The sequence below is a fragment of the Arthrobacter sp. fls2-241-R2A-172 genome (genome assembly GCF_030208885.1).
Lineage (GTDB): Bacteria > Actinomycetota > Actinomycetes > Actinomycetales > Micrococcaceae > Arthrobacter.
Genome location: NZ_JARVTB010000002.1, coordinates 473549 through 496900, shown reverse-complemented (window position 1 = coordinate 496900; position 23352 = coordinate 473549). Strand labels below are relative to the sequence as shown.

25 protein-coding genes and 2 tRNA genes are annotated in these 23352 nt (G+C 62.0%); 21 read left to right on the top strand and 6 right to left on the bottom strand.

Annotated features, from left to right (window positions below; translation table 11 throughout):
• The first annotated feature begins 6 nt into the window (after positions 1 to 6).
• From QRM57_RS05155 to QRM57_RS05135, 5 genes are all read left to right on the top strand, one after another.
• Positions 7 to 246 carry a hypothetical protein gene (locus tag QRM57_RS05155; protein ID WP_235520871.1) on the top strand — a complete coding sequence of 80 codons (240 nt, stop codon included), beginning with the start codon at positions 7 to 9 and terminating at the stop codon, positions 244 to 246.
• Between the two features lie 4 nt (positions 247 to 250).
• The gene (gene nadD / locus QRM57_RS05150; RefSeq protein ID WP_374111506.1) at positions 251 to 925 is read left to right on the top strand and encodes a nicotinate-nucleotide adenylyltransferase; all 675 of its coding nucleotides are present in this window, start codon (positions 251 to 253) and stop codon (positions 923 to 925) included.
• An 8-nt stretch (positions 926 to 933) separates the two neighbouring features.
• Positions 934 to 2100: a hypothetical protein gene (locus QRM57_RS05145; RefSeq protein ID WP_284985806.1), complete on the top strand. Its 1167-nt coding sequence runs from the start codon at positions 934 to 936 to the stop codon at positions 2098 to 2100.
• A 58-nt stretch (positions 2101 to 2158) separates the two neighbouring features.
• Positions 2159 to 2563 (top strand): ribosome silencing factor, encoded by a 405-nt coding sequence (gene rsfS / locus QRM57_RS05140; RefSeq protein ID WP_211712230.1) that lies wholly within the window; start codon positions 2159 to 2161, stop codon positions 2561 to 2563.
• Positions 2564 to 2678: 115 nt separating this feature from the next.
• Positions 2679 to 2754: transfer RNA gene (locus tag QRM57_RS05135), tRNA-Ala, on the top strand.
• A gap of 101 nt (positions 2755 to 2855) precedes the next feature.
• On the opposite strand, the gene QRM57_RS05130 is transcribed toward QRM57_RS05135, so the two are convergent.
• A complete protein-coding gene (locus tag QRM57_RS05130; RefSeq protein ID WP_284985805.1) occupies positions 2856 to 3446 on the bottom strand; it encodes a ScbR family autoregulator-binding transcription factor in 591 nt (196 codons plus the stop codon).
• A 388-nt stretch (positions 3447 to 3834) separates the two neighbouring features.
• Between QRM57_RS05130 and QRM57_RS05125 the strand changes: the two genes are divergently transcribed.
• Positions 3835 to 3907 (top strand) — tRNA-Ala (locus tag QRM57_RS05125).
• A gap of 58 nt (positions 3908 to 3965) precedes the next feature.
• Here the strand turns inward: QRM57_RS05125 and QRM57_RS05120 are convergent.
• Positions 3966 to 4346, bottom strand: coding sequence for a cupin domain-containing protein (locus QRM57_RS05120; protein WP_235520867.1), 381 nt, complete (start codon positions 4344 to 4346; stop codon positions 3966 to 3968).
• A 196-nt stretch (positions 4347 to 4542) separates the two neighbouring features.
• On the opposite strand from QRM57_RS05120, the gene QRM57_RS05115 reads away from it, so the two are divergent.
• The 5 genes from QRM57_RS05115 (at position 4543) to QRM57_RS05095 (ending at position 10278) form a co-directional block, all read left to right on the top strand.
• Positions 4543 to 5673, top strand: a complete 1131-nt coding sequence (locus tag QRM57_RS05115; protein WP_284985804.1) for a class I SAM-dependent methyltransferase — start codon at positions 4543 to 4545, stop codon at positions 5671 to 5673.
• Between the two features lie 182 nt (positions 5674 to 5855).
• Positions 5856 to 7055 (top strand): ROK family transcriptional regulator, encoded by a 1200-nt coding sequence (locus QRM57_RS05110; protein WP_284985803.1) that lies wholly within the window; start codon positions 5856 to 5858, stop codon positions 7053 to 7055.
• 102 nt (positions 7056 to 7157) lie between these two features.
• Positions 7158 to 8543: an extracellular solute-binding protein gene (locus QRM57_RS05105; protein WP_502868618.1), complete on the top strand. Its 1386-nt coding sequence runs from the start codon at positions 7158 to 7160 to the stop codon at positions 8541 to 8543.
• Complete coding sequence (locus QRM57_RS05100) at positions 8540 to 9409, top strand: carbohydrate ABC transporter permease (protein WP_284985802.1); 870 nt, start codon at positions 8540 to 8542, stop codon at positions 9407 to 9409. Before QRM57_RS05105 ends, QRM57_RS05100 begins: the two co-directional genes overlap by 4 nt.
• The gene (locus tag QRM57_RS05095; protein WP_284985801.1) at positions 9406 to 10278 is read left to right on the top strand and encodes a carbohydrate ABC transporter permease; all 873 of its coding nucleotides are present in this window, start codon (positions 9406 to 9408) and stop codon (positions 10276 to 10278) included. Before QRM57_RS05100 ends, QRM57_RS05095 begins: the two co-directional genes overlap by 4 nt.
• Before the next feature lie 11 nt (positions 10279 to 10289).
• Here the strand turns inward: QRM57_RS05095 and QRM57_RS05090 are convergent, their stop codons facing one another.
• Positions 10290 to 10493 (bottom strand): hypothetical protein, encoded by a 204-nt coding sequence (locus QRM57_RS05090; RefSeq protein ID WP_374111492.1) that lies wholly within the window; start codon positions 10491 to 10493, stop codon positions 10290 to 10292.
• 109 nt (positions 10494 to 10602) lie between these two features.
• Between QRM57_RS05090 and QRM57_RS05085 the strand changes: the two genes are divergently transcribed.
• The 6 genes from QRM57_RS05085 to QRM57_RS05060 are packed head-to-tail and all read left to right on the top strand — an operon-like array spanning position 10603 to position 15684.
• On the top strand, positions 10603 to 11610 hold the full coding sequence (locus QRM57_RS05085; RefSeq protein ID WP_284985800.1) for an AAA family ATPase: 1008 nt from the start codon (positions 10603 to 10605) through the stop codon (positions 11608 to 11610).
• 11 nt (positions 11611 to 11621) lie between these two features.
• Positions 11622 to 12551, top strand: a complete 930-nt coding sequence (locus QRM57_RS05080; RefSeq protein WP_284985799.1) for a DUF58 domain-containing protein — start codon at positions 11622 to 11624, stop codon at positions 12549 to 12551.
• Positions 12541 to 13005, top strand: coding sequence for a hypothetical protein (locus tag QRM57_RS05075; RefSeq protein WP_284985798.1), 465 nt, complete (start codon positions 12541 to 12543; stop codon positions 13003 to 13005). Before QRM57_RS05080 ends, QRM57_RS05075 begins: the two co-directional genes overlap by 11 nt.
• Complete coding sequence (locus QRM57_RS05070; RefSeq protein WP_284985797.1) at positions 12996 to 13985, top strand: vWA domain-containing protein; 990 nt, start codon at positions 12996 to 12998, stop codon at positions 13983 to 13985. Before QRM57_RS05075 ends, QRM57_RS05070 begins: the two co-directional genes overlap by 10 nt.
• Positions 13982 to 14983, top strand: coding sequence for a vWA domain-containing protein (locus QRM57_RS05065; RefSeq protein WP_284985796.1), 1002 nt, complete (start codon positions 13982 to 13984; stop codon positions 14981 to 14983). The genes QRM57_RS05070 and QRM57_RS05065 overlap by 4 nt, the downstream gene beginning before the upstream one ends.
• Positions 14980 to 15684: a hypothetical protein gene (locus QRM57_RS05060; protein ID WP_284985795.1), complete on the top strand. Its 705-nt coding sequence runs from the start codon at positions 14980 to 14982 to the stop codon at positions 15682 to 15684. The genes QRM57_RS05065 and QRM57_RS05060 overlap by 4 nt, the downstream gene beginning before the upstream one ends.
• 28 nt (positions 15685 to 15712) lie before the next feature.
• On the opposite strand, the gene QRM57_RS05055 is transcribed toward QRM57_RS05060, so the two are convergent.
• Positions 15713 to 16216 carry a DUF2004 domain-containing protein gene (locus QRM57_RS05055; RefSeq protein ID WP_211712244.1) on the bottom strand — a complete coding sequence of 168 codons (504 nt, stop codon included), beginning with the start codon at positions 16214 to 16216 and terminating at the stop codon, positions 15713 to 15715.
• 50 nt (positions 16217 to 16266) lie between these two features.
• The gene (locus QRM57_RS05050; RefSeq protein ID WP_284985794.1) at positions 16267 to 17232 is read right to left on the bottom strand and encodes a LysR family transcriptional regulator; all 966 of its coding nucleotides are present in this window, start codon (positions 17230 to 17232) and stop codon (positions 16267 to 16269) included.
• A gap of 396 nt (positions 17233 to 17628) precedes the next feature.
• Between QRM57_RS05050 and nrdH the strand changes: the two genes are divergently transcribed.
• The 4 genes from nrdH to nrdF all read left to right on the top strand — a co-directional run bounded on the left by nrdH (position 17629) and on the right by nrdF (position 21613).
• Positions 17629 to 17871: a glutaredoxin-like protein NrdH gene (gene nrdH / locus QRM57_RS05045; RefSeq protein WP_011775022.1), complete on the top strand. Its 243-nt coding sequence runs from the start codon at positions 17629 to 17631 to the stop codon at positions 17869 to 17871.
• Between the two features lie 50 nt (positions 17872 to 17921).
• Positions 17922 to 18392: a class Ib ribonucleoside-diphosphate reductase assembly flavoprotein NrdI gene (gene nrdI, locus QRM57_RS05040; RefSeq protein ID WP_257367955.1), complete on the top strand. Its 471-nt coding sequence runs from the start codon at positions 17922 to 17924 to the stop codon at positions 18390 to 18392.
• A gap of 11 nt (positions 18393 to 18403) precedes the next feature.
• On the top strand, positions 18404 to 20545 hold the full coding sequence (nrdE, locus tag QRM57_RS05035; protein WP_284985850.1) for a class 1b ribonucleoside-diphosphate reductase subunit alpha: 2142 nt from the start codon (positions 18404 to 18406) through the stop codon (positions 20543 to 20545).
• Between the two features lie 93 nt (positions 20546 to 20638).
• Positions 20639 to 21613, top strand: coding sequence for a class 1b ribonucleoside-diphosphate reductase subunit beta (gene nrdF, locus QRM57_RS05030; protein WP_166840537.1), 975 nt, complete (start codon positions 20639 to 20641; stop codon positions 21611 to 21613).
• Between the two features lie 368 nt (positions 21614 to 21981).
• Here nrdF and QRM57_RS05025 read toward each other — a convergent pair whose 3' ends face one another.
• The gene (locus QRM57_RS05025) at positions 21982 to 23301 is read right to left on the bottom strand and encodes an HNH endonuclease (RefSeq protein WP_284985793.1); all 1320 of its coding nucleotides are present in this window, start codon (positions 23299 to 23301) and stop codon (positions 21982 to 21984) included.
• Between the last annotated feature and the right edge of the window lie 51 nt (positions 23302 to 23352).

Sequence of the window (23352 nt, the reverse complement as noted above, 5' to 3'; positions counted from 1 at the left end):
GAGAAGATGCTGTTTCAGCAGATCGCCACGTCCATTGCCGCCGCGACAGAAGGCGGCCACGAGGAACTCGCCCCGCTGTGGGCCGAGCCGTGGGTCTTCGGCGTCTCCATGTTTGCCCTGCTGCTGGTTCTCATGTTCGTAACGTTGTCCTACACCAACCTGGGCAACCGTCACGAGGCAGTGGAAGAGCACTCCGATCCGCACCGCCAGCACCCCAACAAGCACACCCACGGCCAGGGCCACTAACATTATCGCCGCAATACCTCGCGGGGAGTCGGAGCGCAGGCTCCGGCTGGGCGTGATGGGTGGAACGTTTGATCCCATCCATCACGGCCACCTTGTGGCTGCAAGTGAAGTCGCAGCCAAGTTCGACCTTGATGAAGTGGTCTTCGTGCCCACCGGGCAGCCGTGGCAAAAGTCGCACAAGCAGGTCAGCGAGCCCGAGCACCGCTACCTCATGACAGTGATCGCCACAGCTTCCAACCCCCGCTTTACCGTAAGCCGTGTGGACGTGGACCGACCAGGCCCGACGTTCACTATCGACACCCTCCGCGACTTGAGGGAACTCCGTCCTGATGCGGACCTCTTCTTCATTACGGGTGCCGACGCTTTGGCGCAGATCCTGTCCTGGAAAGACGTCGACGAATTGTGGTCCTTGGCCCACTTTGTCGGCGTGACCCGCCCTGGACACGAACTGAACGATTTGGGCCGGACGGAGGATGTCAGCCTTCTCGAAGTGCCCGCCATGGCGATCTCCTCCACGGATTGCAGGACACGCGTCGGCGCGGGCAACCCTGTGTGGTACCTCGTGCCGGACGGAGTGGTCCAGTACATCGCAAAATATGGGCTGTACGCACCCCGGCCTTCGACAGGGGAACTGTCGCCCGCATTATCCGGATCAGACGACCAAGCACGTACTGAATGAGTTTTTAAATGAGCAGCCAGGAACAGCGACCCATCCGCAGCAGGCGCGAGCTTCGCCGTGCCCGGGAAGAGCACCCGGAAACAAGGCCGGGCGCTACGTCAAGCGACCCCGCAGAGGCGGCTGCCGCCGAAGAAGCCGACCGCCCGAATGCGCGTAACAGGCGCGCGGCAAACGCGCCCGTGGACGCTGTGGGACCCACAGCACAGGAGCGTTCATCCCAGATCCGCGCCCGTGATCGGGCAGCCCTGCGGACCATCAAGGACCTGGCTGACAAGGAGGAACAGCTCTCCGGTGGCGGCCCGCCAACGCGTCGCCAGCTGAGGTTGCAGCAGCTCCAGGCTGAAGTTGCCACGTCCATGAACCCCATCGTTCCGGCACCGGACGCGGGCAAGCCCGCAGCGGCGGCCGATGGCAAGCCCGTCACGGCTCCTGCCGATCCGGCAGCCTCCCCGACGACCGACGGAGCGGGCAAGAGCGGCCCAACAGAATCCGATATGTCGGTGGAGCAGGCCCTGGCAGTCCGCGAGATGATCGCGGCGCAGGTCCAAAACCAGACCGCGAAACTGGAACACATTGCCGAGCAGGACCCCCTGGCAGTTGATCCAGAGGTGTTGGCCCAGCAGATTGCCTTGGCGGAGCGCGCGGCCGTGTTGAATAAGCGTGCCGCTGCGAAGCAGAAACTGGCCGAACAGGCGACGCCGGACCAAGCCAAGGCCGAGCCACGTAAGCCAAATCCCGGGAATTCGGGTCCTTCCACAGCTAATAACCTTGCCATGGTCACGCCCCTGGAGTTCGTCAAGGTACCAGGTGTCGAACGGCCGGTCATGAAGCGGCCCAGCACAACCTTTGTTCCCCTGATTACGTCCGCCGGTCCCAAGCTTGAAGCTGAACCGGCAACCGAAAAGAAGCCGGGCTCACGCGGCCGTGCCGGCGTCCTGGCCCGCGCGGAAGCTGTAGCGCGGTCGGCCCGCAAGAAATCGGCCCCTCCGGTGGACACTGGCGAAGAAAAGCAAAGGCCGCCGATCTCGGCGAGCACTGCCTACGGTCTTGACCCACTCGATGCCAACACGGCCGGCCTGGCCAGGGCCCAGCGCAACAGGCTGCTGCAGTTCGGTGTCCTCGCACTGGGCATCGTCGCGCTCATCGTCGGCATCATCATGATTACCAGCGGCTAGTTCCGCTCAACAACGGCTCACGCCATTCACAGGCCACAGGCCACAACAAGGAGTCCCCGTGTCTGCACATGAACAATCCATCACCCTCGCCCGTCACGCCGCGCGTGCCGCGGCCGGAAAACTTGCCGAGGATATCGTCGCCCTCGACGTCAGCGAGCGTCTGGCACTCACAGACGTTTTCCTGATCGCCTCGGCTCCGACGGAACGCCAAGTCAACGCCATTGTTGACGGTATTGAAGAAGAACTCTTGAAGCAGGACCTCCGCCCGGTGCGCCGCGAAGGACGCTCCGAGGGCCGTTGGGTCCTGCTGGACTACGCCGACATCGTCATTCACGTCCAGCACGCAGAGGACAGGGTCTTCTACGCCTTGGACCGCCTGTGGAAGGACTGCCCTGTGGTGGACCTTGAGCTGGGTGACGACGCTTCCGCCAAGGCTGTCACCGCGGAGGATTCCGAGCACTAAGGACGGCGCGGCACCGAATATGCCCGATTTGGAATTTTCGGAATCGCTGTTCTAAGATATTTGAGTTGCTTCGGCGCGGATGGCTGAAATGCCAGGTGCTGGGCAGCGAAGATATGGGGCTGTGGCGCAGCTGGTAGCGCACCTGCATGGCATGCAGGGGGTCAGGGGTTCGAGTCCCCTCAGCTCCACCAATCGAGGCCCTGCCTACTTCATGGAAGACATGGAGAAGGCAGGGTCTCTTTCCTTTTCACCGCAGCTTTACGTGCGTGGCGGCTCGGCACGGTCCTGGCACTCAGGTGCTGGTACCTACACCCAATGCCGGCAGCATGAATTCCCACATCTGGTCGATCCGGAGCATGACGTCCTTCCTGTCGGTCAGGACATCCGAGACCATCTGCACGCCGGTGAAGGATGCGATCAGGTACCGGGAGAAAGCCGCGGGATCCAGGTCCGGCCGCACCTGGCCCTCATCCACGGCCTGTCGAAGCAACTGTTCGGCGGTGTTGATCCAGTCTTCGTAGGGTCCGGACACGTCTGCTTGGAACGCGGTTGCTTCAAACGTGAGCCTGATACCGCCTTGGACGATGGGTTCGTCAAGAAGCTGCTGGCCGAACATCCGGCAAAGGCTGATGAGTTTGTCGATGGGGGGCTTGCTGGACCCGATTATTTCTGCGCCGGACGCCAGCACCAGGGCGTGTTGCTCTTCAATGACGGCCAGGGCGAGTTCCCGCTTGGACGTGAAGTGGAAGTAGAGGGCTCCCTTTGTTACGCCGGCACGTTTGGTGATGTCGGTCAGGCTGGCGTTCCCGTAGCCAATCTCCGCGAATACGCTGGCCGCACCTTCAATGACGGCCAGCCTGGTGTCCTTCGCACGTTGTTGCATGGGGATGCAGAGCCTCTCGGTGGGGGACGGATTCGCTGGCGCATCGGGCAGCTTTGCGTCCCGACAACGCTATCACCGCATTGTTGGTGAACCCGATTACGGCAAAACCGACTGATCGGTTTGGTTTACTACCGCTTGGCTCCTAGACTTCAGGTGAGCCGCAAGGGTGTTCCCGCGCGGCTCACCGGCAGCCGGCTTGGGGGGAGGTGCGATGGATTTCCAGCGCACCTCGGCTGCCGCGTACGCCCGGAGGAGGCCCGGCTGCAGGGAGTTTTGACGGGTGACGCACCTCACCTTGAGATGATTTCGCTTCTCAGTGAATTGTGGTTACTATTGACGAGTTGCTTCGACGGGAAGAGAAAAACTTCACGGAAAAGCAAGCATTTCCGGGGCTGTGGCGCAGCTGGTAGCGCACCTGCATGGCATGCAGGGGGTCAGGGGTTCGAGTCCCCTCAGCTCCACTTCGGAAAAGGACCCCGCTCATGAGAGCGGGGTCCTTTTGTTTCCCGCAGGTCTTGGCTACTCCGAAAGTGCCTTTCCAAATTCGGCGCCGCTGACGAACTCGACTCCTTGGAACGGCTGGTCACCGACCACCCATGCATTGTGGCCGGGAGGAATGGTGTATGAATCGCCGGGGGAGATGCTTATACGTCCGCCGTCGGTGGTTTCCACGTCCAGTTTGCCGGACACGCAAAATCCTACGTGGCTCAACTGGCAGGAGTCGGTGCCGACCACTGGCTTGATGCAGTCGGCCCACGTCCATCCGGGCTCAAAGGTCAGGCGGCCGATTGTGTAGTCTCCTACGGTGACAAGATCCAGCGTGGTCTTCTCAGGGTGGCGTGATTCATCTGGGGAATTGTGGGACTTTACTTCCAGGTTCGTGACAGCATTGACACTCATGGCTTCTCGCAGGGGAGGGGAGCAACTGTTGCTGGTCCGGGCGCCCTGGCTCCTACGGCCGCCGGGACCGATGCCCGTCAGTGTTTGGGCCGGTTCGTGGGCCACGGGGCGGACGGGTGTTTGTGTTGTGCCTCCAGAGTGCTCCCGGTCGTGGAATAAGTCGAGACATTGAAGCAAGGAAAGCAGGAAACGCGTTGTGACGGCATGGGAACTCGAAGCGCTGTTCGGTAGGTTGAGCCGGCTTCCGGACGTCGAAGCGGACAACCTGCAGGCTTACGACGCCACAGATCGGCTGCTGCTGGAGACTGCGGAAGGTTACCTCGGGCCCGATAGCCAGGTTGTAGTCATTGGTGACCGTTACGGGGCCCTGACCCTGGGCGCCTTGTCTGGTCCCGGCGTCGGGCATGTCCGCGTCAACCAGGACCTGTTTACCGGAAGGGCCGCATTGCAGCGCAATGCCGCCGCGGCAGGCTTGGACGGACTGTACACCCCGCACGAACTCGGGCGGGAATTGCTGCAGGACGCGGACCTGGTGCTGTTGCAGCTGCCTAAGTCGTTGGCCGAGTTGGAAGAAATTGCCGACGCCGTTGCCCGGTTCGCGGGACCGGATGCGGTCCTGCTCGCCGGTGGACGCGTCAAACACATGTCCGTCGGGATGAACGCAGTCCTGGAGAAGTACTTCTCCGCAGTCCAGCCCCAGTTGGCCAGGCAAAAATCGCGGATCCTCGTAGCTAAGGGACCCAGGCCAGTCCCCGACGAGCCGCCATTCCCCGTGGTCGAAGCCAACCCCGAATTGGGAATCACCGTCTGCGCCCACGGAGCCGTCTTTTCCGGAGCCCGCCTGGACATTGGAACCCGCTACCTCCTTGGTTTCCTCGATCGGATTCCGGCGGCCCGGCAGGTGGTGGACCTCGGTTGCGGAACCGGAATCCTTGCCACCATGTACGCCCGCCATCAACCAGGTGCCCGGGTCATCGCCACAGACCAGTCCGCGGCGGCCGTCGCATCTGCCACCGCGACCGCAGCCGCGAACGGCCTGGCAGAGCGCATCAGCGTGATCCACGACGACGCCATGTCCAGCCTCGAGGCCGGGAGCGTGGACCTGATCCTGCTGAATCCGCCCTTCCATTTGGGGGCAAGCGTCCATGCCGGTGCCGGCCTGAAGTTGTTTGAAGCCGCGGCACGGGTGCTGGCGCCCGGCGGGGAACTATGGACCGTGTACAACAGCCACCTCCAGTACCGTCCGGCCTTGGAGCGATATGTCGGGCCGACTGTGGAGGAAGGCCGTAACCCGAAGTTCACGGTGACTCGCAGCCGGAAAGCCTGAGGGCATCCCGGGCTCATCGTTACCAAGCCATGACCCCCGCGCCTGCGTGTGCTCATATCCGTGGTGGCGTGGGTATCGTACGATTCAGACAGACTTAATTGACGACGTTTTTCCAATGACGAGGGGCATCAGTGACTGAGATCCGGCAGCCGACACCTAGGCGCGGAACGAATCTACCCAGGATGGGTGACTTCAACCTCACCGTCATCCTGGAAGCGATCCGGCGATCCCCGGGAGGGCTCAGTCGCGTTGAACTGGCGCAAATCGTTGGGCTTTCACCGCAGACCATCTCCAACATCTCCCGGCGCCTCCTTGACCAACAGCTCATCATGGAGGCCGGCAAGGAAGGATCGGGGCCGGGTAAGCCCCGGACCATCCTGCGCCTGAACCCCGCGGGGATGTACGCGGTGGGCGTTCATCTCGACCCGGCCGTCATCACCTTCGTGGTCCTGGACCTGTTGGGTGATGTCGTCCGGCATTCACGCATGGCCACCCCAGGCGGTGACCCGGCGGACGTGATCACCAGCATCGCAGGGCAAATCGATATCCTCATCCAGGAATCAGGCGTTGACGCGTCCAAGATCGCCGGACTGGGCGTTGCGGTCCCTGGTCCCATCGACCTCGACGAGGGCTCTGTAGTGGAGCCGCCGCTGTTGACCCGCTGGGACCGGGTACCAATCCGCGAAGCGTTGGCCGAAGCCACGGGCCTGGAAACCCTCGTGGACAAGGATGTCACCAGCGCAGCGGTTGCGGAGACCTGGGCAGGTGGCGCCAGTGGCGCAGGCAGCTTTGTCTTCATGTACATGGGAACCGGTATCGGTTGCGGCATTGTCCTCAATGACGAAGTCGTGCGTGGCACGTCCGGTAACGCAGGCGAAATCGGCCACATTGTGGTGGATCCCGACGGTCCCCTGTGTGATTGCGGGCAGCGCGGGTGCGTCAAGTCCACCAGCATCCCCCAGGTCCTTGTTGCCGAAGCCGAAGAGGCCGGCGTCCTGGACGGAAAGCGCCAGGGAGCAGACGGCCCGGAAGTCCAGGAGCGGTTCGCCGAGTTGTGCGACAAAGCCGATGCCGGTGACGCCAAGGCCATTGCGATCCTGGACAAGTCAGCCACACTCGTCGCCCGGGCAGTCTCCGTAGTAACCAACACGCTGGACGTGGAGCGCGTGGTGTTTGGCGGGCCCTTCTGGGGCCGGATGTCGCCGTACTTCCTGGAACGGGTGCCCGCCTTGCTGGAACAGAACAATGCGGCCCGTGCGATCCACGGGCTCGAAGTCGTGGGCACAGGGGTTGGCGAGGACGTCGGCGCGATCGGTGCCGCATGCCTGGTCCTGGAACACATGCTCGCCCCGCGCGCGCAAAGGCTCCTGCTGGAGGGCTAAGGCCAGGCAGGGACAACTGAATAGCCGTAAGGCTGGGCCACCTCGCATAGGTGTCACGATGAAGTGCTGGCTTGCAGCCACCTTTCGACCGATTGGAGCCTCATGGGCAGCCGAATAAAGACCTTCCGGGTAAGAACTGCCACATACCGATCTGCCGCCATGTTCTCTGTCGCTGCCATCCTTGCGGCGACGACGTCGTGCTCACCCTCCCCTGATGCAGCGGAGAACAAGACGCTGAAGATCGTGTACCAAAAAACGGATTCCTTCACGGCGCTGGACGCGGTCATGCAGGATGCCAAGAAGGAATTCGAAGCCGCCCATTCCGGGGTGACCGTTGATCTCCAGCCCATTCAGGCCAACGACGACGATTACGGGACCAAGCTGGCCCTGACGCAGCGTTCCACCGACACAGCTCCCGACGTCTTCTACGAAGACACCTTCAAGGTCCGTTCGGACGTCGACGCCGGTTACCTCCTCAAGCTGGACAGCTACCTCGAAAAATGGAGCGACTGGCCCGCGTTCGACGAAGCAGCCAAGGAAGCCGGACGAGCCGACGACGGCGCTGTCTACGCTGTACCGCTCGGCACCGACACACGTGCCATCTGGTACAACAAAGCCGTCTTGCGGAAGGCCGGGATACCCGTGCCATGGCAACCCAAAACCTGGGAGGAGATCCTGGCCGCAGCCCGCGCCATCAAAGCCGCGGACCCTGAGGCCATCCCGTTCAACCTCTACGCCGGAAAGGCAACCGGCGAGGGCACAGTCATGCAGGGGTTCTACGAACTGCTGTACGGCACGGACAGCACCCTGTACGACGAGCACGAGAAAAAATGGGTGGTCGGTTCACAGGGATTCACTGACTCGTTGGCCTTCCTGAAAACGCTGTATGACGAGAAGCTGGCTGTCAGCCCGGCCGAGGCCCTGGACGCGAATGTGTGGAAAAAGGTCTTCGGTGAATGGTTCCCGAAAGGCAAGCTGGGCGCCACAGTGGAAGGCTCCTACGCGCCGTCGTTCTGGCAGAAAGGCGGAGCGTACGAATGGCCCGGCTACGAACAGGACATGGGCGTTGCGATGTTTCCCACTCAAAAGGGGCAGGAACCCGGCGGGGTGAGCATGTCGGGCGGGTGGACCCTGGCCTTGGGTGCGAAAAGCAAGAATCCCGACCTGTCCTTCTCATTCCTCACTACGGTCCTGAATAAGAAGAACGCTTTGTCCTACGACATCAACAATTCCCAGATCGCTGTCCGGACAGATGTTGCGGCCGCCCCAGGGTACCTGGCTGCCAACCCGTTCGTGAAGGATGTCTCGGACCTGGTGAAAGTGACACACTACCGGCCTGCGACCACTGACTACCCGAGGATCTCCACCGCCGTGCAGGAAGCCACGGAAGCCGTGATCACCGGCAAGAAAAGTCCCGAAGACGCCTCAGCCGACTACGACGCCGCCCTACGGAAGCTGGTAGGGGAGGACAAGGTTTTGGAGAAATGACGGTCCGCCGCTTCCTGCGGCTCCTGCCAGTGGCTCCGTCGATTGTGCTGTTGACGGTGTTCCTCCTGGCTCCGGTGGTGTGGTCGTTTTATGCGTCCTTCACCAACGCTGCCTTGTCCGGGAAAGGAGCCAGGGACCCCCAGTGGGTGGGCATGGACAACTATGTCCGCATGGCTGGCGATGACTCCTTTCCCTTGGCCGCCTGGCTGACGGTGGTTTTCGTCATGGCATCTGCCGTGCTTGGCCAGAGCGGTCTGGGCCTGCTGATAGCACTGCTGATGACCCGTTCAAGCAAGGCCGTGTCGTCCTGGGTGGGAACGGCAGTGGTTACGGCATGGGTGCTGCCGGAGATCGTTGCCGCCTTCGCCGCATACGCCTACTTCAACCGGGACGGGACGCTGAACCAGATCCTTGGCGGCATGGGCATCCCCGGCGCGGACTGGCTGTATTCCTTCCCCATGGTGGCGATCATCCTTGCAAACACCTGGCGCGGCACAGCATTCTCCATGCTGGTGTACCGGGCAGCGCTGGCTGACGTTCCCCGGGATGTCTCCGAGGCAGCCCTGATGGACGGGGCTCGGGGTTGGCAGCGCCTGGCGTTCATCACGCTTCCGCTGATCCGGAGCAGCATAGCGACCAACCTCATGCTCATCACTCTGCAGACCCTCGCCGTCTTCACCCTGATCTGGGTGATGACCGCAGGGGGACCAGCGAACGCCAGTACCACTCTGCCCGTGCTGGCCTACCAGGAGGCTTTCAAGTTCGGTGACATCGGCTACGGAACGGCGGTGGCTTCCGTGCTGATCGTGTTGGGCATGGTTTTTGGCGCGGTGTACGTGCAGCTCCTGCGGGACAAGCGCGCATGAGCCGGACGGAGGTGCCATCGCGGACACAGCGTACGACGCCGGGAACCGGCTCACGCCGTCGGGCAAAGCTGGGTGCGAATGCCGCTTTGGTCCTCGTTGGGGTGTGTTTCGTGGTGCCATTGCTGTGGCTGGCGCTTGCCGCCGTCGATCCCCAAGCCAGCTACCAGGCCAAGGTGCCCGAAACGCCGTCGTTGGATAATTTCCGTGCCGTGCTGACCCCGGAGCTGCTGTTCAGGCCCCTGGCCAACAGTTTCCTGCTCTCGGCCGGCACCGCAATAGTGAACCTGTTGGCTGCCGTGCTGGCAGCGTACCCGTTGTCCAGGTACCAGTCGCGCTTCAACAAGCCTTTCCTGTACACGGTCCTGTTCGGTACCTCCCTGCCCGTGACTGCCATCATGGTTCCGGTCTACGGTCTGTTCGTCCAGCTGCAACTGCTGGATTCCATGGCTGCAACCATCTTCTTCATGGCCACCACCACCCTGCCCATGGCGATCTGGATGACCAAGAACTTCATGGACTCCGTGCCCCTGGAACTCGAGGAGGCTGCCTGGATCGACGGTGCATCGAATCTGGTGGCGCTTCGCACCATCGTGCTGCCGCTGATGGGGCAGGGCCTGGGCGTGGTGTTGATCTTCGTGTTCATCCAGGCATGGGGAAACTTCTTCGTCCCCTTCATCCTGCTGCTGTCCACGGGGAAGCAACCTGCTTCGGTGTCGATCTTCAGTTTCTTTGGCCAGCACGGCGCCATAGCCTACGGGCAGTTGGCGGCTTTCTCGATCCTGTATTCAGTTCCGGTGCTGGTCCTTTATGCTCTGGTGTCCCGGGGCATGGGGAACTCGTTTGCCCTGTCCGGCGCCATGAAGGGTTAGCGCGGACGGGATCAGTCGATGTCCTCGACGATTTCGCCGTAAGGTATCGACTCGTCCAAGTGGGCTTGATGACCCGTGGGACCAGTGTTGTAGGTGATCCTGACGCCGTGGCGTTGATCCGCCGCTGACTGCAGCAGGACAGGGCGGACGGCGTCCACAACATGCTGGGTTTGGCTCGCTAGGTAGTTCTGGTAGGCGGCTGGTAGCTGGTGCATGGCAAAAGGATAGACCCGCGGCGTCCGCATGGGGAGGGCTGCCCATTGCGGCTTTTTTCGACCCCGACTTGGATAGAGTGGCCAAACAACGCCAGCAAGGAGACCACGAGTGCAACAGACCACTGCCACGGCCGGCATTGACGCCCCGGACATGGCCCGTGCCCAGCAGCTCGTGGGTAGCATTGTCCGCAGTTTCGAAAATAAGGTGGTGGGCCAAACCCGCCTGCGCGAGACCTTGGTCCTTGGTCTTTTGACTGGCGGTCACGTGCTTCTCGAGAGCGTTCCGGGCCTGGCGAAAACGACGGCGGCCCAAGCCATTGCCGAATCGGTCAGCGCAGAGTTCCGCCGGATCCAGTGCACACCGGACCTTCTTCCCAGCGACATCGCCGGTACGCAGATCTTCGACGCTGCGAAGGGGACGTTCGTTACCCAGCTCGGCCCGGTCCACGCCAACATCGTTTTGCTTGACGAAATCAACAGGTCCAGCGCTAAGACCCAGAGCGCCATGTTGGAAGCCATGCAGGAACGGCAGACATCCATTGGCGGGGAGTCCTATCCGCTGCCCAAGCCGTTCCTGGTACTGGCAACGCAGAACCCTATTGAGCAGGAAGGGACCTACCGCCTCCCCGAGGCCCAGATGGACAGGTTCATGCTCAAGGATGTGTTGGACTATCCAAGCCCGGCCGAGGAAGCAGAGGTGATCCGGCGGATCGATGCCGGCGTGTTCAATCCGGACTTGAAGCCGCCTGCCGCAGCATCGTTGGATGCAGTGCTCCAGGTCCAGGAGCTGGTGCGCAGGGTTTACATCGATCCGGCCATTGTCAGGTACATCGTGGGGTTGGCCTACGTCACCCGCAACGCAAGCCAGTACCTCGAACCCCAACTTGCCGGCCTGGTTGAGTTCGGTGCCAGTCCGCGGGCAAGCATTGCCTTCAGCCAGGCGGCAAGGGCCCTTGCCCTGCTCAGCGGCCGCGACCACGTCATCCCGGAAGACGTCAAGAACCTTGCCCACCGCATCCTGCGCCACCGCATCATTCTCGGCTTCGATGCCGTCGTTGAGGGGATCTCCGTGGAAACCGTCATCGATGCCGTCCTGGCTTCGGTGCAGACGCCGTAACGGACAAGCCATTGCCGAGCCTTCTCCGCCGCGTGAAATCCAGGATGTTCATCTTCTCCCATCGCCGCACCCTCACGTTGCTGGACGGCGAGTACGGTTCCGTCTTCAAAGGCCGAAGCCTGGACTTCGATGAACTGCGCGCCTATGTCCCGGGAGATGAAGTCAGGGACATCGACTGGAAGGCCACCGCCAGGCACGGATCACCGCTGGTCAAGCGCTACGTGGCTGTGCGGCGCCATTCGGTGCTGCTCCTGGTGGACACGGGACGGAACATGGCCGCGGAGGCATCCTCGGGTGAAGGCAAAAAGGACATCGCCGTTCACGCCGCGGGGGTCATGGGGTATCTGGCCTGTCGCCATGGTGACGATGTGGGCCTGCTGCACGGCAACGAAGCCACCTCCCTCTACGTCCCCCCGCGCACAGGAGAGGAACACCTGGAACGCCTCCTACGGGACATCGATTCACAGATAACCCTGGAGAGTCCCCATGGGAAAATCGCCAAGCAACTCGATTATGTCCTGCGATACCTGAAGGGACGGCTGCTGATTGTGGTGGTCGCCGACGAGTTCCTGCCTGATGACCATACAGAGGCGATGCTGCGCCGACTCCGGGCCCGGCACGAAGTCCTCTGGCTCACCATCCAGGACGCGGAGTTGGCGCCAACTCCGGGCAGCGTCGCCAAGGACAGCACGGACGTCCGGACCGCCGAAGCAATCCCGTCACCCCTGGCCATGGACAGCAAGGTGCAGGCCGCGTACGCCACCGCCACCGTGGAACGGACGCGGCGGCGGCGCGATACTTTCCGACGCCTCGGTATCGCCGAAGAACACACCGGTGGAAGTGAGGACGTCCTGACCGCAATCTTCACGCTCCTCGAAAAACACCGCTCCCGGGCCGCAACCACTGCAAAGCGCGGCAAAGGTGGCACCAGTGCAGGATGACTCCGGCTTCTACGAGCCACTGCACTACCAGCAGCTCTGGCTGTGGCTGGGGTTGATGCTGGTACTCCTCGTCGCAGCCTGGTACGCATGGTTGTTCTGGCCTGCCCGCCCGGAAAAGACCGCCCGCTTGGAAGCCTTAGCCCGCCCGACGCTGGACACATTGCGCAACTCCTGCCTGGCCGCCATCCAGGCCACGGCATCGGACGCCGACGCCGGTCGCCTGGCCGAACGCGAGGCCCACCAAAGGCTGAGCTTCCTCGTCCGCGAGTTCGCCGGAAGTGCCACGGGGCTACCCATCACTTCCATGACGCTCGAAGAACTGCGCCGCCACGGAATGGCAGACCTCGCAACCGGGATCGCACGGATCTACCCCAACGAATTTGCCCCCTTGCCCGTCCAAACCGTCAGCCAATCTGCAGTCGTAGCCCGCCAGGTGGTGCTCGAATGGAATTGAGCTACTGGTGGATCCTTCCCCTCGCCGCAATCACGGTGGTTTTTGCCGCATGGCTGCACCGTCGCCGTAAACCCAAGCCCACCCGTGCCGTAGCCTACGGCGAGAGGCTTACCGGGCTCCCCGAATACCAGCAGGCCCTGCGCCGGCACCGTCTGCGCTTGGCGCTCGCAGTCCTGTTGGGAGCAGTATTCCTGGCCGCCACCGCCACAGCCGCCGCCAGACCGGCCCAACGGACCACCGAGCAACCGGAAATCCGCAACAGGGACATCGTGCTCTGCCTGGACGTTTCCGGCTCCATGACCGGCACGGACGCAGCCATCGCCGGCGTCTTTCAGGAACTGGCCAAGGAATTCGACGGCGAACGGATAGGCATGGTCATCTTCGACAGCAGCAGCGTTCAAGTGTTCCCGTTGACCGACGACTACGAATACGCGGCAGAACAGCTCAAGCTCGCCAAGGAAGCACTCGACGACGGGGCCGGATCCTTCTTCGACGGCACCTGGAACGGCGAAGGCTCCTCCCTGATCGGAGACGGACTGGCTTCCTGCGTCCAAAGCTTCCCGGACACGGACCCCAGCGGGGACCAAGGGACAGCGAAGCGCTCGCGGTCAGTGGTGCTGGCAACGGACAACTTCCTCTCCGGGGAGCCGATCTTCACACTGGACGAGGCCGTAGCGTTGGCGGCGACCAAGAATGTCAGGGTGCACGCCCTTAACCCCGGGGACGTGGACTACGGTGGCCGAACCGACCAGCCAGGGGCTCAACTGCGGTCCGCTGCCGAGCGGACTGGAGGCTCCTACTACAAACTGGACAGCCCCGAAGCGGTCCCAGGCATAGTCCGCGACGTGCAGGCAACGGAAGCCACCAGCTACCGCGCCGCCCCGCAGGCAATCGTCACGGACACACCTGCGTGGCCACTGGGGATTGCCCTGCTGGCCGGTGCAGGAATGCTGGTCCTCGGATGGCGGCTTGAACCATGACCTTCGAACCGATTCTGCCGTGGCCGGTCCTTGTGGTGGCCGGCATCGGCATCCTCGTCCTGACTGCCTGGACCCTGATCCCGCGGCAGGGGACCCGGCTCCACGGCAAGGTGCGGCCAGCCGCCCTGCGCAGTGCCGCCGTCGTGCTTCTTCTCATCGCCGCAATGCGGCCGGGCCTGATGGGCGGTCAGTCCGTCGGCGCTTCGTCCGAGATCGATGTCTTCTTCGTGGTGGATACCAGCACCAGCATGGCTGCAGAGGATCATCACGGCACCGAAACGCGATTGGCCGGGGTCAAACAAGACGTGACGGCAGTCGCGCGGGAACTTGCGGGAGCCAAATTTTCGCTGATCACCTTTGACAGCAAAGCCACAGTCCGTATGCCGCTCACACAGGACGCCACGGCACTGCAGACCGCCATGGCCACGCTTCAACCGCAGAGGGCACGCTACGCGTCGGGCAGCAGCGTCACCATTGCGGCCAACCTCTTGAAGGACAGGCTCGACGCCGCCCAAAAGCAACATCCGGGTCGACCTGCGCTGGTCTTTTACGCCGGCGACGGAGAAAACACCAGTGCAGAGACGCCGACGCCCATGGATGCCACCAACGTTGCCGGGGGAGCAGTCCTGGGCTACGGTACCGGCGAAGGTGGCCGGATGAGGGAATCGGCTGACGGCGGCGCCGGGTATGTCAAAGACAAGGGTTCCAACGAGGCGAAGGATGCTGTGTCGCGTATTGACGAAACACAGCTCGGGCGCATCGCGGACCAGCTCCACGTCCCTTATGCCCACCGGACGGGCGCAGAGCCGACCTCCGACATTCTCCGTGGCGTCCAGCTGGGAAAGCTGAACACCACCGCAGGCGACGGTCCCGGCCGGGTGGAGCTTTACTGGCTGTTTGCCCTGGCGGCGTTCCTCCTGGCAATGCACGAACCCCTGCGACATTTCTTTGAGCTCGCCAACCTGCGCCGGACCCTGCGGAATGAGCCGGACCTGTGAGCCTCCGAACAGCACGACGCCGGCGTCTCCGGCTGGTGATCTGGTCAGCTCTTCCAGTCCTCCTGGTCCTCGCGGTCGCTGCGAAACTCCTCAGCGTCGGCCTGCTGGGCAGTGCTGCGGGGGAGTTGTTCCGGAACGGACAGCACGACGAACTGGCGCGCTCAGCATCGTGGCTTGGCGTAGCCAACATAGTGGAGCCGTATAAGGCGCCCTTCGCCTCCGGTGATGCCCACGTGCTGGCGGGGGAGTTCGCGGCAGCCCGAACCGATTTCGAGGCCGCGTTACATGCGGGGGCCGGTGACGATGAATGTAAGGTCCGCGTCAATCTGGTCCTGAGTATCGAGAAGCTGGGCGACGCGGCGGCGGACAGGGGCACGGCAGCCCGGTTGTTCAAGGAAGCGTTGGATGCCGCGAACGCTGCTCCGGAGAAGTGCCGTGAAGCCGGATACGCCAATGCCGACGGGGAAGGATCAACATTGGACTCGGCTGCGTCACGGCTCGCGGGCAAGATCCAGGGCACGGACGGGAAGGCCGGCGATGCACCGACCGCCCCGGACAAAGCAACCGAGCCGCAGGCCGGGAAACTAAAGGATCTGAGGGACAGCGCAGAGCAGGCACAGCAGGAGCGGGCCGAAGGCCAGCAACGCGACGAATACCTGCGGGGTCCCGATAATGGGCCGGGAGTTGACAGGCCATGGTGACCGACCGCCGTCGGCGTTTAATGGAGCTCTACTCCCACAGGATTTCGTCGTCCACCACGCCGTCCTCATCGGCGGCGACCACCAGGAGTTCGTCAGTGAAGTGCGAGCCGAGGGTGAAATCCAACACGAAGTATCGCTCGGGTTGCCCCGGGTAGATGGCCACGTGCCCCAATTTGAGGGCATTCAGGAAGACATCATTGGTGAGCTGGCCCTTGTCCCGGACACCGAAAACGGACTCCAACTGCTCCTCTTTGAGCTGTGAGCTGTGGAAATGCAGGAACTGTTGGGGGTTGGTACCGTCCTGGTCGAGTTCATCGGCGATCATCTCCCGGACCTGGTCCACCAGCTCGGGCAGGAAGCGCAGGCGGTAGTCCACTTTGCGCATAGCGGCTTCGTCGAAGTGGTCGTGGGCAGTGACGTTGAGGTCAAGTTCCAGCGGATTGCCGCCGAGTTCATGCTTGGCAACGAAGCAATGTTCACTGCCGTGGTTGAGCTCGACTTCCCCAAAATGTTTGCTCGCTAGCTTGCCCATGTGATCAATCTAACCCCAACCACCGGCGGGTTCCAGCAATTGCGAATATTTCACCTGCGCCGCTGTAAGCCCTTGACGGGCGCGGTTTTCAGGGGGTGCAGGCCGCTTCTTCCGGAGGAGTCCCTGAGCGTGTCGGCCAGCAGTTGGGTGAACAATTGCACCTGCGCGGTGCGCTTTTCGTTGATGAGCAGGGCGAACACATTGCGGGCCAGCCTGATGTCCGGGACGTCCAGGACCACGACGCCGGACGGCCGGTTCCGCAGGGCCAGTTCCGGGACCAGCGAAGCACCAAGGCCGGCTGCGGTCATCTCCAGGCTGGCGTGGAAGTCGTCGCTGTAGGCCACGACGCGGGGATGCAGGTTGCAACTGGCGAACAACCGCTCAATGACCAAGGCGTCGCTGGTGCCGGGGTGATGCACGATCCACGGCATGTCGGATAGGTGGGCTGCCTCGATTTCGGCGTCTTCGCGGATTTTCCACGATGCCGGCAGGACCACGCGGAAGTCGTCGTCGCCGATCCACTGCCTTTCCAGCGAGTGGGGCCACGCCAGCCCGGACTGTCCAACCTGGTAGACCAAGGCAACATCCAGCTCACCGCCGCTTCGCAGTCCTTGGATGGTTTGGGCCGGCTCTGCCACGGAGACCTTCAGCTCAATGCCCAAACCGTTCCAGCGGTCATTGCGCAGGATGTCCGGCAGGACGTAGGTGGCGAGGCTGGGAAAGATACCCAATCTGAGTTCCTGCGCGGGGGAGTCGTTGGTCCTGGACGCGGCGGCCATCAGGGCCTCAACATCCGTGAGGACCTTGGAAGCGTGCCGTGTCATGGTCAGCGCCGCCTCGGTGGGGACCACACTGCGCGCCGACCGCTGGAAGAGTTCGACGCCGGTATCACGTTCCAGCGCGGCCATCTGTTGGGAGACTGCAGAGGCGGTGTAGCCAAGCTGTGCAGCGGCGGCGGCGAACGAGCCAAGGCGGGTCACCTCCATGAGCGTGCGGAGGTGGAGGAGGTTGACCATCAGCCGATTTTAGCTGTTCGCCACGCCACATTTTCAAAGTGTCACGACACGCCGTATCCACGCGACACGCTGAAGATTAAATGTGGCTAAGTAGTCCACAGGGTGTGGATGACATCTCTCATTTTGGCGGAATCCCGGACATTTTGAACCCCCTGCCCTGTGGACGAGCGGTGGATTGAATGACATACTTGTAATACATCATCTTGGGGTTCCAGTTCGGCGGTTGCACTACATGTAGTATCGATTTACGGATTGAGCGGGAAACCAGCACAAGACAAAATCAGAGCGTGTTGGCTGTCACGGCAGCCCGCGGGCCGGTATCGGATTCAGTAATCAGTTCCGGTTGAGCCCGCCAGATACGAAGAGAATCAGACTTCAACTTAGGGGACAGGGATCATGACCGTAACGGTTTACACGAAGCCGGCCTGTGTTCAGTGCAACGCAACCTACCGGGCACTCGATAAGAAGGGCATTGCCTACCAGAGTGTCGACATCTCCCAGGATGCCGAGGCCCTTGAGCGCCTCAAGGCACTGGGTTACATGCAGGCTCCCGTCGTCGTGACCGAGCAGGACCACTGGTCCGGATTCCGCCCGGACAAGATCGAGGAACTGGCCCAGGCCGTTTCCTCCGTGGCCTGACTTTCGCCACCACACACACCAAGAATTCCTATGTAGTTGAGGTGACTCCCATGGCACCGCTGGCAGCGGCCACCGTACGCAAGGCGACGGAAGCTGTGACCACGAGGAGTCACCTCATCTACTTTTCCTCCACCTCTGAAAACACCAAGAGATTCGTCCAGAAACTGGGCAGGGATGCTGCACGCATCCCGCTGTACGCCCAGGACGCCCCGCTCCAGGCCCTTGAGCCTTTCGTTCTTGTGCTGCCTACTTACGGCGGCACCAACGGCGAAGGTTCGGTGCCGAAACAGGTCATCAGGTTTCTGAACGATCCCGGGAACAGGAAGCTGATCCGGGGTGTTATCGGAGCGGGGAACACAAACTTCGCGGACAACTATTGCGCAGCGGGAGACATCATCTCCGTCAAGTGCAAAGTGCCGCATCTTTACAAATTTGAACTCATGGGGACGCCAGAAGACGTCCAACGGGTCAACGAAGGGCTGGAAAAGTTTTGGACACAACTGTCGCAGAAACAGAAGTAACCGGGGGCGCTGTGGACACGGCCAAGAAGCCGCTGCCTGAGGCTTACAAGGGCCTCGGCTATCACGAACTCAACGCCATGCTGAACCTGTATGGCCCCAACGGTGAGATCCAGTTTGAAGCCGACCGTGAAGCTGCGCATCAGTACTTCCTGCAGCATGTGAACAACAACACCGTCTTCTTCCACGACCTGGAAGAGAAGCTCGACTACCTGGTGAAGAACCAGTATTACGAGCGCGAGACGCTTGACCAGTACACGATGAACTTCATCCGCGACCTCTTCAACCGCGCGTACAAGAAGAAGTTCCGTTTCGAGACCTTCCTGGGCGCCTTCAAGTTCTACACGTCCTACACACTCAAGACTTTTGACGGCAAGCGTTTCCTTGAGCGCTACGAAGACCGCGTCTGCATGGTTGCCCTGCACCTTGCCCGTGGCAACGAAGACCTGGCCAACCGCCTCGTCGACGAAATCATCGACGGCCGTTTCCAGCCGGCCACCCCCACGTTCCTCAACGCCGGTAAGGCCCAGCGCGGCGAGCTCGTCTCCTGCTTCCTGCTCCGGATCGAAGACAACATGGAGTCGATCGCCCGCGCCATCAACTCCGCACTTCAGCTCTCCAAGCGTGGCGGCGGTGTAGCGCTCTCGCTCACCAACATCCGCGAGCACGGCGCCCCGATCAAGCAGATCGAGAACCAGTCCTCCGGCGTCATCCCCGTCATGAAGCTCCTCGAAGACAGCTTCTCCTACGCAAACCAGCTCGGTGCCCGCCAGGGTGCAGGTGCCGTTTACCTGCACGCACACCACCCGGACATCCACCGTTTCCTGGACACCAAGCGCGAGAACGCCGACGAGAAGATCCGGATCAAGACCCTTTCCCTGGGTGTTGTGGTCCCGGACATCACGTTCGAGCTCGCCAAGAAGAACGAGGACATGTACCTCTTCTCGCCATACGACGTCGAGAAGGTCTATGGCGTTCCGTTCTCCGATATCTCGGTGACCGAGAAGTACTACGAGATGGTCGATGATTCCCGGATCAAGAAGACCAAGATCAGCGCCCGCGAGTTCTTCCAGACCCTCGCGGAGATCCAGTTCGAGTCCGGCTACCCGTACATCATGTTCGAGGACACCGTAAACCGGGCCAACCCGATCGACGGCAAGATCACCATGAGCAACCTCTGCTCGGAGATCCTGCAGGTTTCCTCGCCGTCCATCTACGCCGAGGACCTCAGCTACGAGACCGTGGGCAAGGACATCTCCTGCAACCTCGGTTCCATGAACATCGCCAAGACCATGGACTCGCCGGACTTCGGTCTCTCCATCGAGACGTCCATCCGTGCCCTGAGTGCTGTGTCGGATATGTCCTACATCAACTCGGTGCCGTCCATCGCGCAGGGCAACGCCCAGAGCCACGCGATTGGCCTTGGCCAGATGAACCTGCACGGCTACCTTGCCCGTGAGCGCGTCCACTACGGATCCGAAGAGGGCCTGGACTTCACCAACATCTACTTCTACACGGTGCTGTTCCACGCTCTGCGCGCTTCCAACCGCCTGGCCATCGAGACCGGTCAGAAGTTCGGCGGCTTCGAGAAGTCCACATACGCCAGCGGCGAGTTCTTCGACAAGTACACCGAGCAGGAGTGGACCCCGGAGACCGAGCGCGTTCGCGAGCTCTTCGCCGGTCACCACATCCCCACCCAGGATGACTGGCGCGAGCTGAAGGCTTCTGTCATGGAGCACGGTATCTACAACCAGAACCTCCAGGCCGTCCCGCCGACCGGTTCCATCAGCTACATCAACAACTCCACCTCGTCGATCCACCCGGTGGCCGCCAAGATCGAAATCCGCAAGGAAGGCAAGATCGGCCGCGTCTACTACCCGGCTCCGTACCTGACCAACGACAACCTGGAGTACTACCAGGATGCCTACGAAATCGGCTACGAGAAGATCATCGACACCTACGCCGCTGCCACGCAGCACGTGGACCAGGGCTTGTCCCTGACGCTGTTCTTCAAGGACACGGCCACCACGCGTGACATCAACAAGGCGCAGATCTACGCATGGCGCAAGGGCATCAAGACCCTCTACTACATCCGTCTCCGCCAGCTCGCGCTGGAGGGCACGGAGGTTGAGGGTTGCGTCAGCTGCATGCTGTAATCAACCACGCTGAAAACCAAAGAGTACGACGGCGGGTGACCACCCGCCGTCGTAGGCTTACCTCAAGAACTACCCACCGCTTAAGGGGATGACATGACCGAGAAGGTCAAGCTGCTGACACACGTCGAGGCCATCAACTGGAACAAGATCCAGGACGATAAGGACGTGGAAGTCTGGAACCGACTGGTCAACAACTTCTGGCTGCCGGAGAAGGTGCCGCTGTCCAACGACGTCCAGTCGTGGCACACGCTGACCCCGGAAGAGCAGCAGCTGACCATGCGGGTCTTCACGGGCCTGACCCTGCTGGACACCATCCAGGGCACCGTCGGGGCAGTCTCACTGATTCCGGATGCCATCACCCCGCATGAAGAAGCTGTGTACACCAACATCGCCTTCATGGAATCGGTGCACGCCAAGTCCTACTCGTCCATCTTCTCCACCCTGTGCTCCACCAAGGAGATTGACGACGCCTTCCGCTGGTCACTCGAAAACGAGAACCTGCAGAAGAAGGCCCAGATCGTCATGGACTACTACCAGGGTGACGACCCCCTGAAGCGCAAGGTTGCTTCCACGCTGCTGGAAAGCTTCCTGTTCTACTCGGGCTTCTACCTGCCCATGTACTGGTCCTCACGTGCCAAGCTCACGAACACGGCCGACCTCATCCGCCTCATTATCCGCGACGAGGCTGTGCACGGTTACTACATCGGTTACAAGTTCCAGAAGGGCCTGGAGAAGGTTTCCGAGGCCCGCAAGCAGGAGATCAAGGACTACACGTTCGAGCTCCTCTTCGAGCTGTACGAAAACGAAGTCCAGTACACCCACGACCTCTACGACGGAGTCGGCCTGGCCGAAGACGTCAAGAAGTTCCTGCACTACAACGCCAACAAGGCCCTCATGAACCTCGGCTACGAGGCCATGTTCCCGGCTTCCGTTACCGACGTGAACCCGGCCATCCTGTCGGCCCTGTCCCCGAACGCTGACGAGAACCACGACTTCTTCTCCGGCTCCGGATCCTCCTACGTGATCGGCAAGGCCGTGAACACGGAGGATGAGGACTGGGAGTTCTAAGCTGTCAGACCGGACGGCGGTTGTGAGGATTCCACCTGAACCTCCAATCACGGGCTGAGGGCCCGTTAGAAGCTAAAGGACCCCGCATGCTTTGAGCATGCGGGGTCCTTTTTGCTGTTATGAGAAGGAGAGATCGACGCGACTTATGCGACAGTCGATCCCGATGAGGGAGAAGTCGACCTCGATGACGACACCGACGAAGCATTGAGACAAATGTCGACGATCGGTAGTGCACCTGTTTCGCTTGGCTGGGCATTCTCAGGTCTGGACAGCGTATGGTACCGGGTACCAAGCGGAACAAAAGCAAAGATTGGTGCCGCGTGCCGTTGTTCCCAGGAACTGCGGGAGTTCCAGTACCATCCCGCGAGCTAGGTTCTTCGATATCCGGGCAGTGGTGGGGCTTGTGATTGGTAGCTGTGGCCCGTGGGTGTGTTGACCCTGAGCGTGTGCCGGCTTCCTGCTTCCGGTGTCGCTGTCCAGCCGGGGTTTTCTTTGGTGTGGTTGCAGGCTTCGCAGAGTCCGGTGCCGTTGTCGACCGTGGTGGTACCGCCTGAATGCCACGGAATGACATGGTCCAGGTGTCGGATGGGCGCGTCGCAGTAGGGAGTGCGGCAGGTGTTGTCGCGTGTTTCGATGAATCGTCGTATTCCGGGTGGGAAGAAGCGTGCCCGTGAGTCGGTGGCGAGCAGTTCACCGGTTCGCGGGGCGGTGTAGAGCCGGCGGACCCAGACGTTGAAGTCCTGGTAGTAGGCCCCGGGCCCGTCACTGCCTTGACTGTTGCTGAGCAGTTCCCTGGCCCAGCCGGCGGGGACGATCCCGTAGCCGGTCAGTCGTGCCGGTTCGCTGTCCCCCGCTAAGAGAGCCCGGTCGGTCATGACCAGTTGCAAGTCGATGCCCGTGTACCCGGCTGCGTTGCCGGTGGTCCGTTCGACCAGGGTATCGGCCATGACCTGTCCCTTGGACCGGGTATCACCGTCGGACCGGGCCGTACCAGCGTGCCGGGTCAGTGCTGCGAACACGGCGACGCCTTGGGCGACGGGCAACAGGGCGGTCAGGTAGGTCATGGTGTCCGGTGCGGGGCGGAGGCTAACGTACCGTTCGGACGCGGCGTGGGCTGCCCGTTCGGTCACGGTGCAAGGGTCCCGCCGGTACGCGGCGGCCTTCACGGCGGCAGTGATGGCTTTGTCCCCGGCTCCGTCGAACGTGCCGGTGTCGGGGGCGATTTCCTCATCCACCGCGGCCCGGTGCTCAACAGATAAGCACGCCGTTTCCTTCACCAGCAGCGTGGCCCGCCACTCGTTCAACTGCCCGGATTCCAGCGCGGCCATGGTGTGCGGCATTTCCGTGACCAGAGCCTTGGCCAGGCCCAGCAGCCGGGAGCCTTTGTTCGGTGACTCCCGCCGGGCCAACGCCACCTGCGCCGCCACGCCCTTGCCCCGCTCCGAAGCCGGGACACCGTTCCGGGCTTGTTCCTGTCGCTGGGCCAGGTCAAAAGCCACAGCGATCTTGGCCTGCAAGCTTGAGATGGCCGACTTCATGTCCTCCAGCACCCGCAACTGCTGGATCAGATCACCACTGACCGTGCCCTCTGGCCCACGGTCAAGGCCTGCCGCAAGCGTTGCGGAAGCAGCAGGCACCGGCGCAGCAATAGCTACCCCACCTGCTTGCTGTTCCCGTACCTGCTCCATGAGAACACTCTCCCAGCAGGCACCGACAATATTAGGGTCCGCACTTGTCGA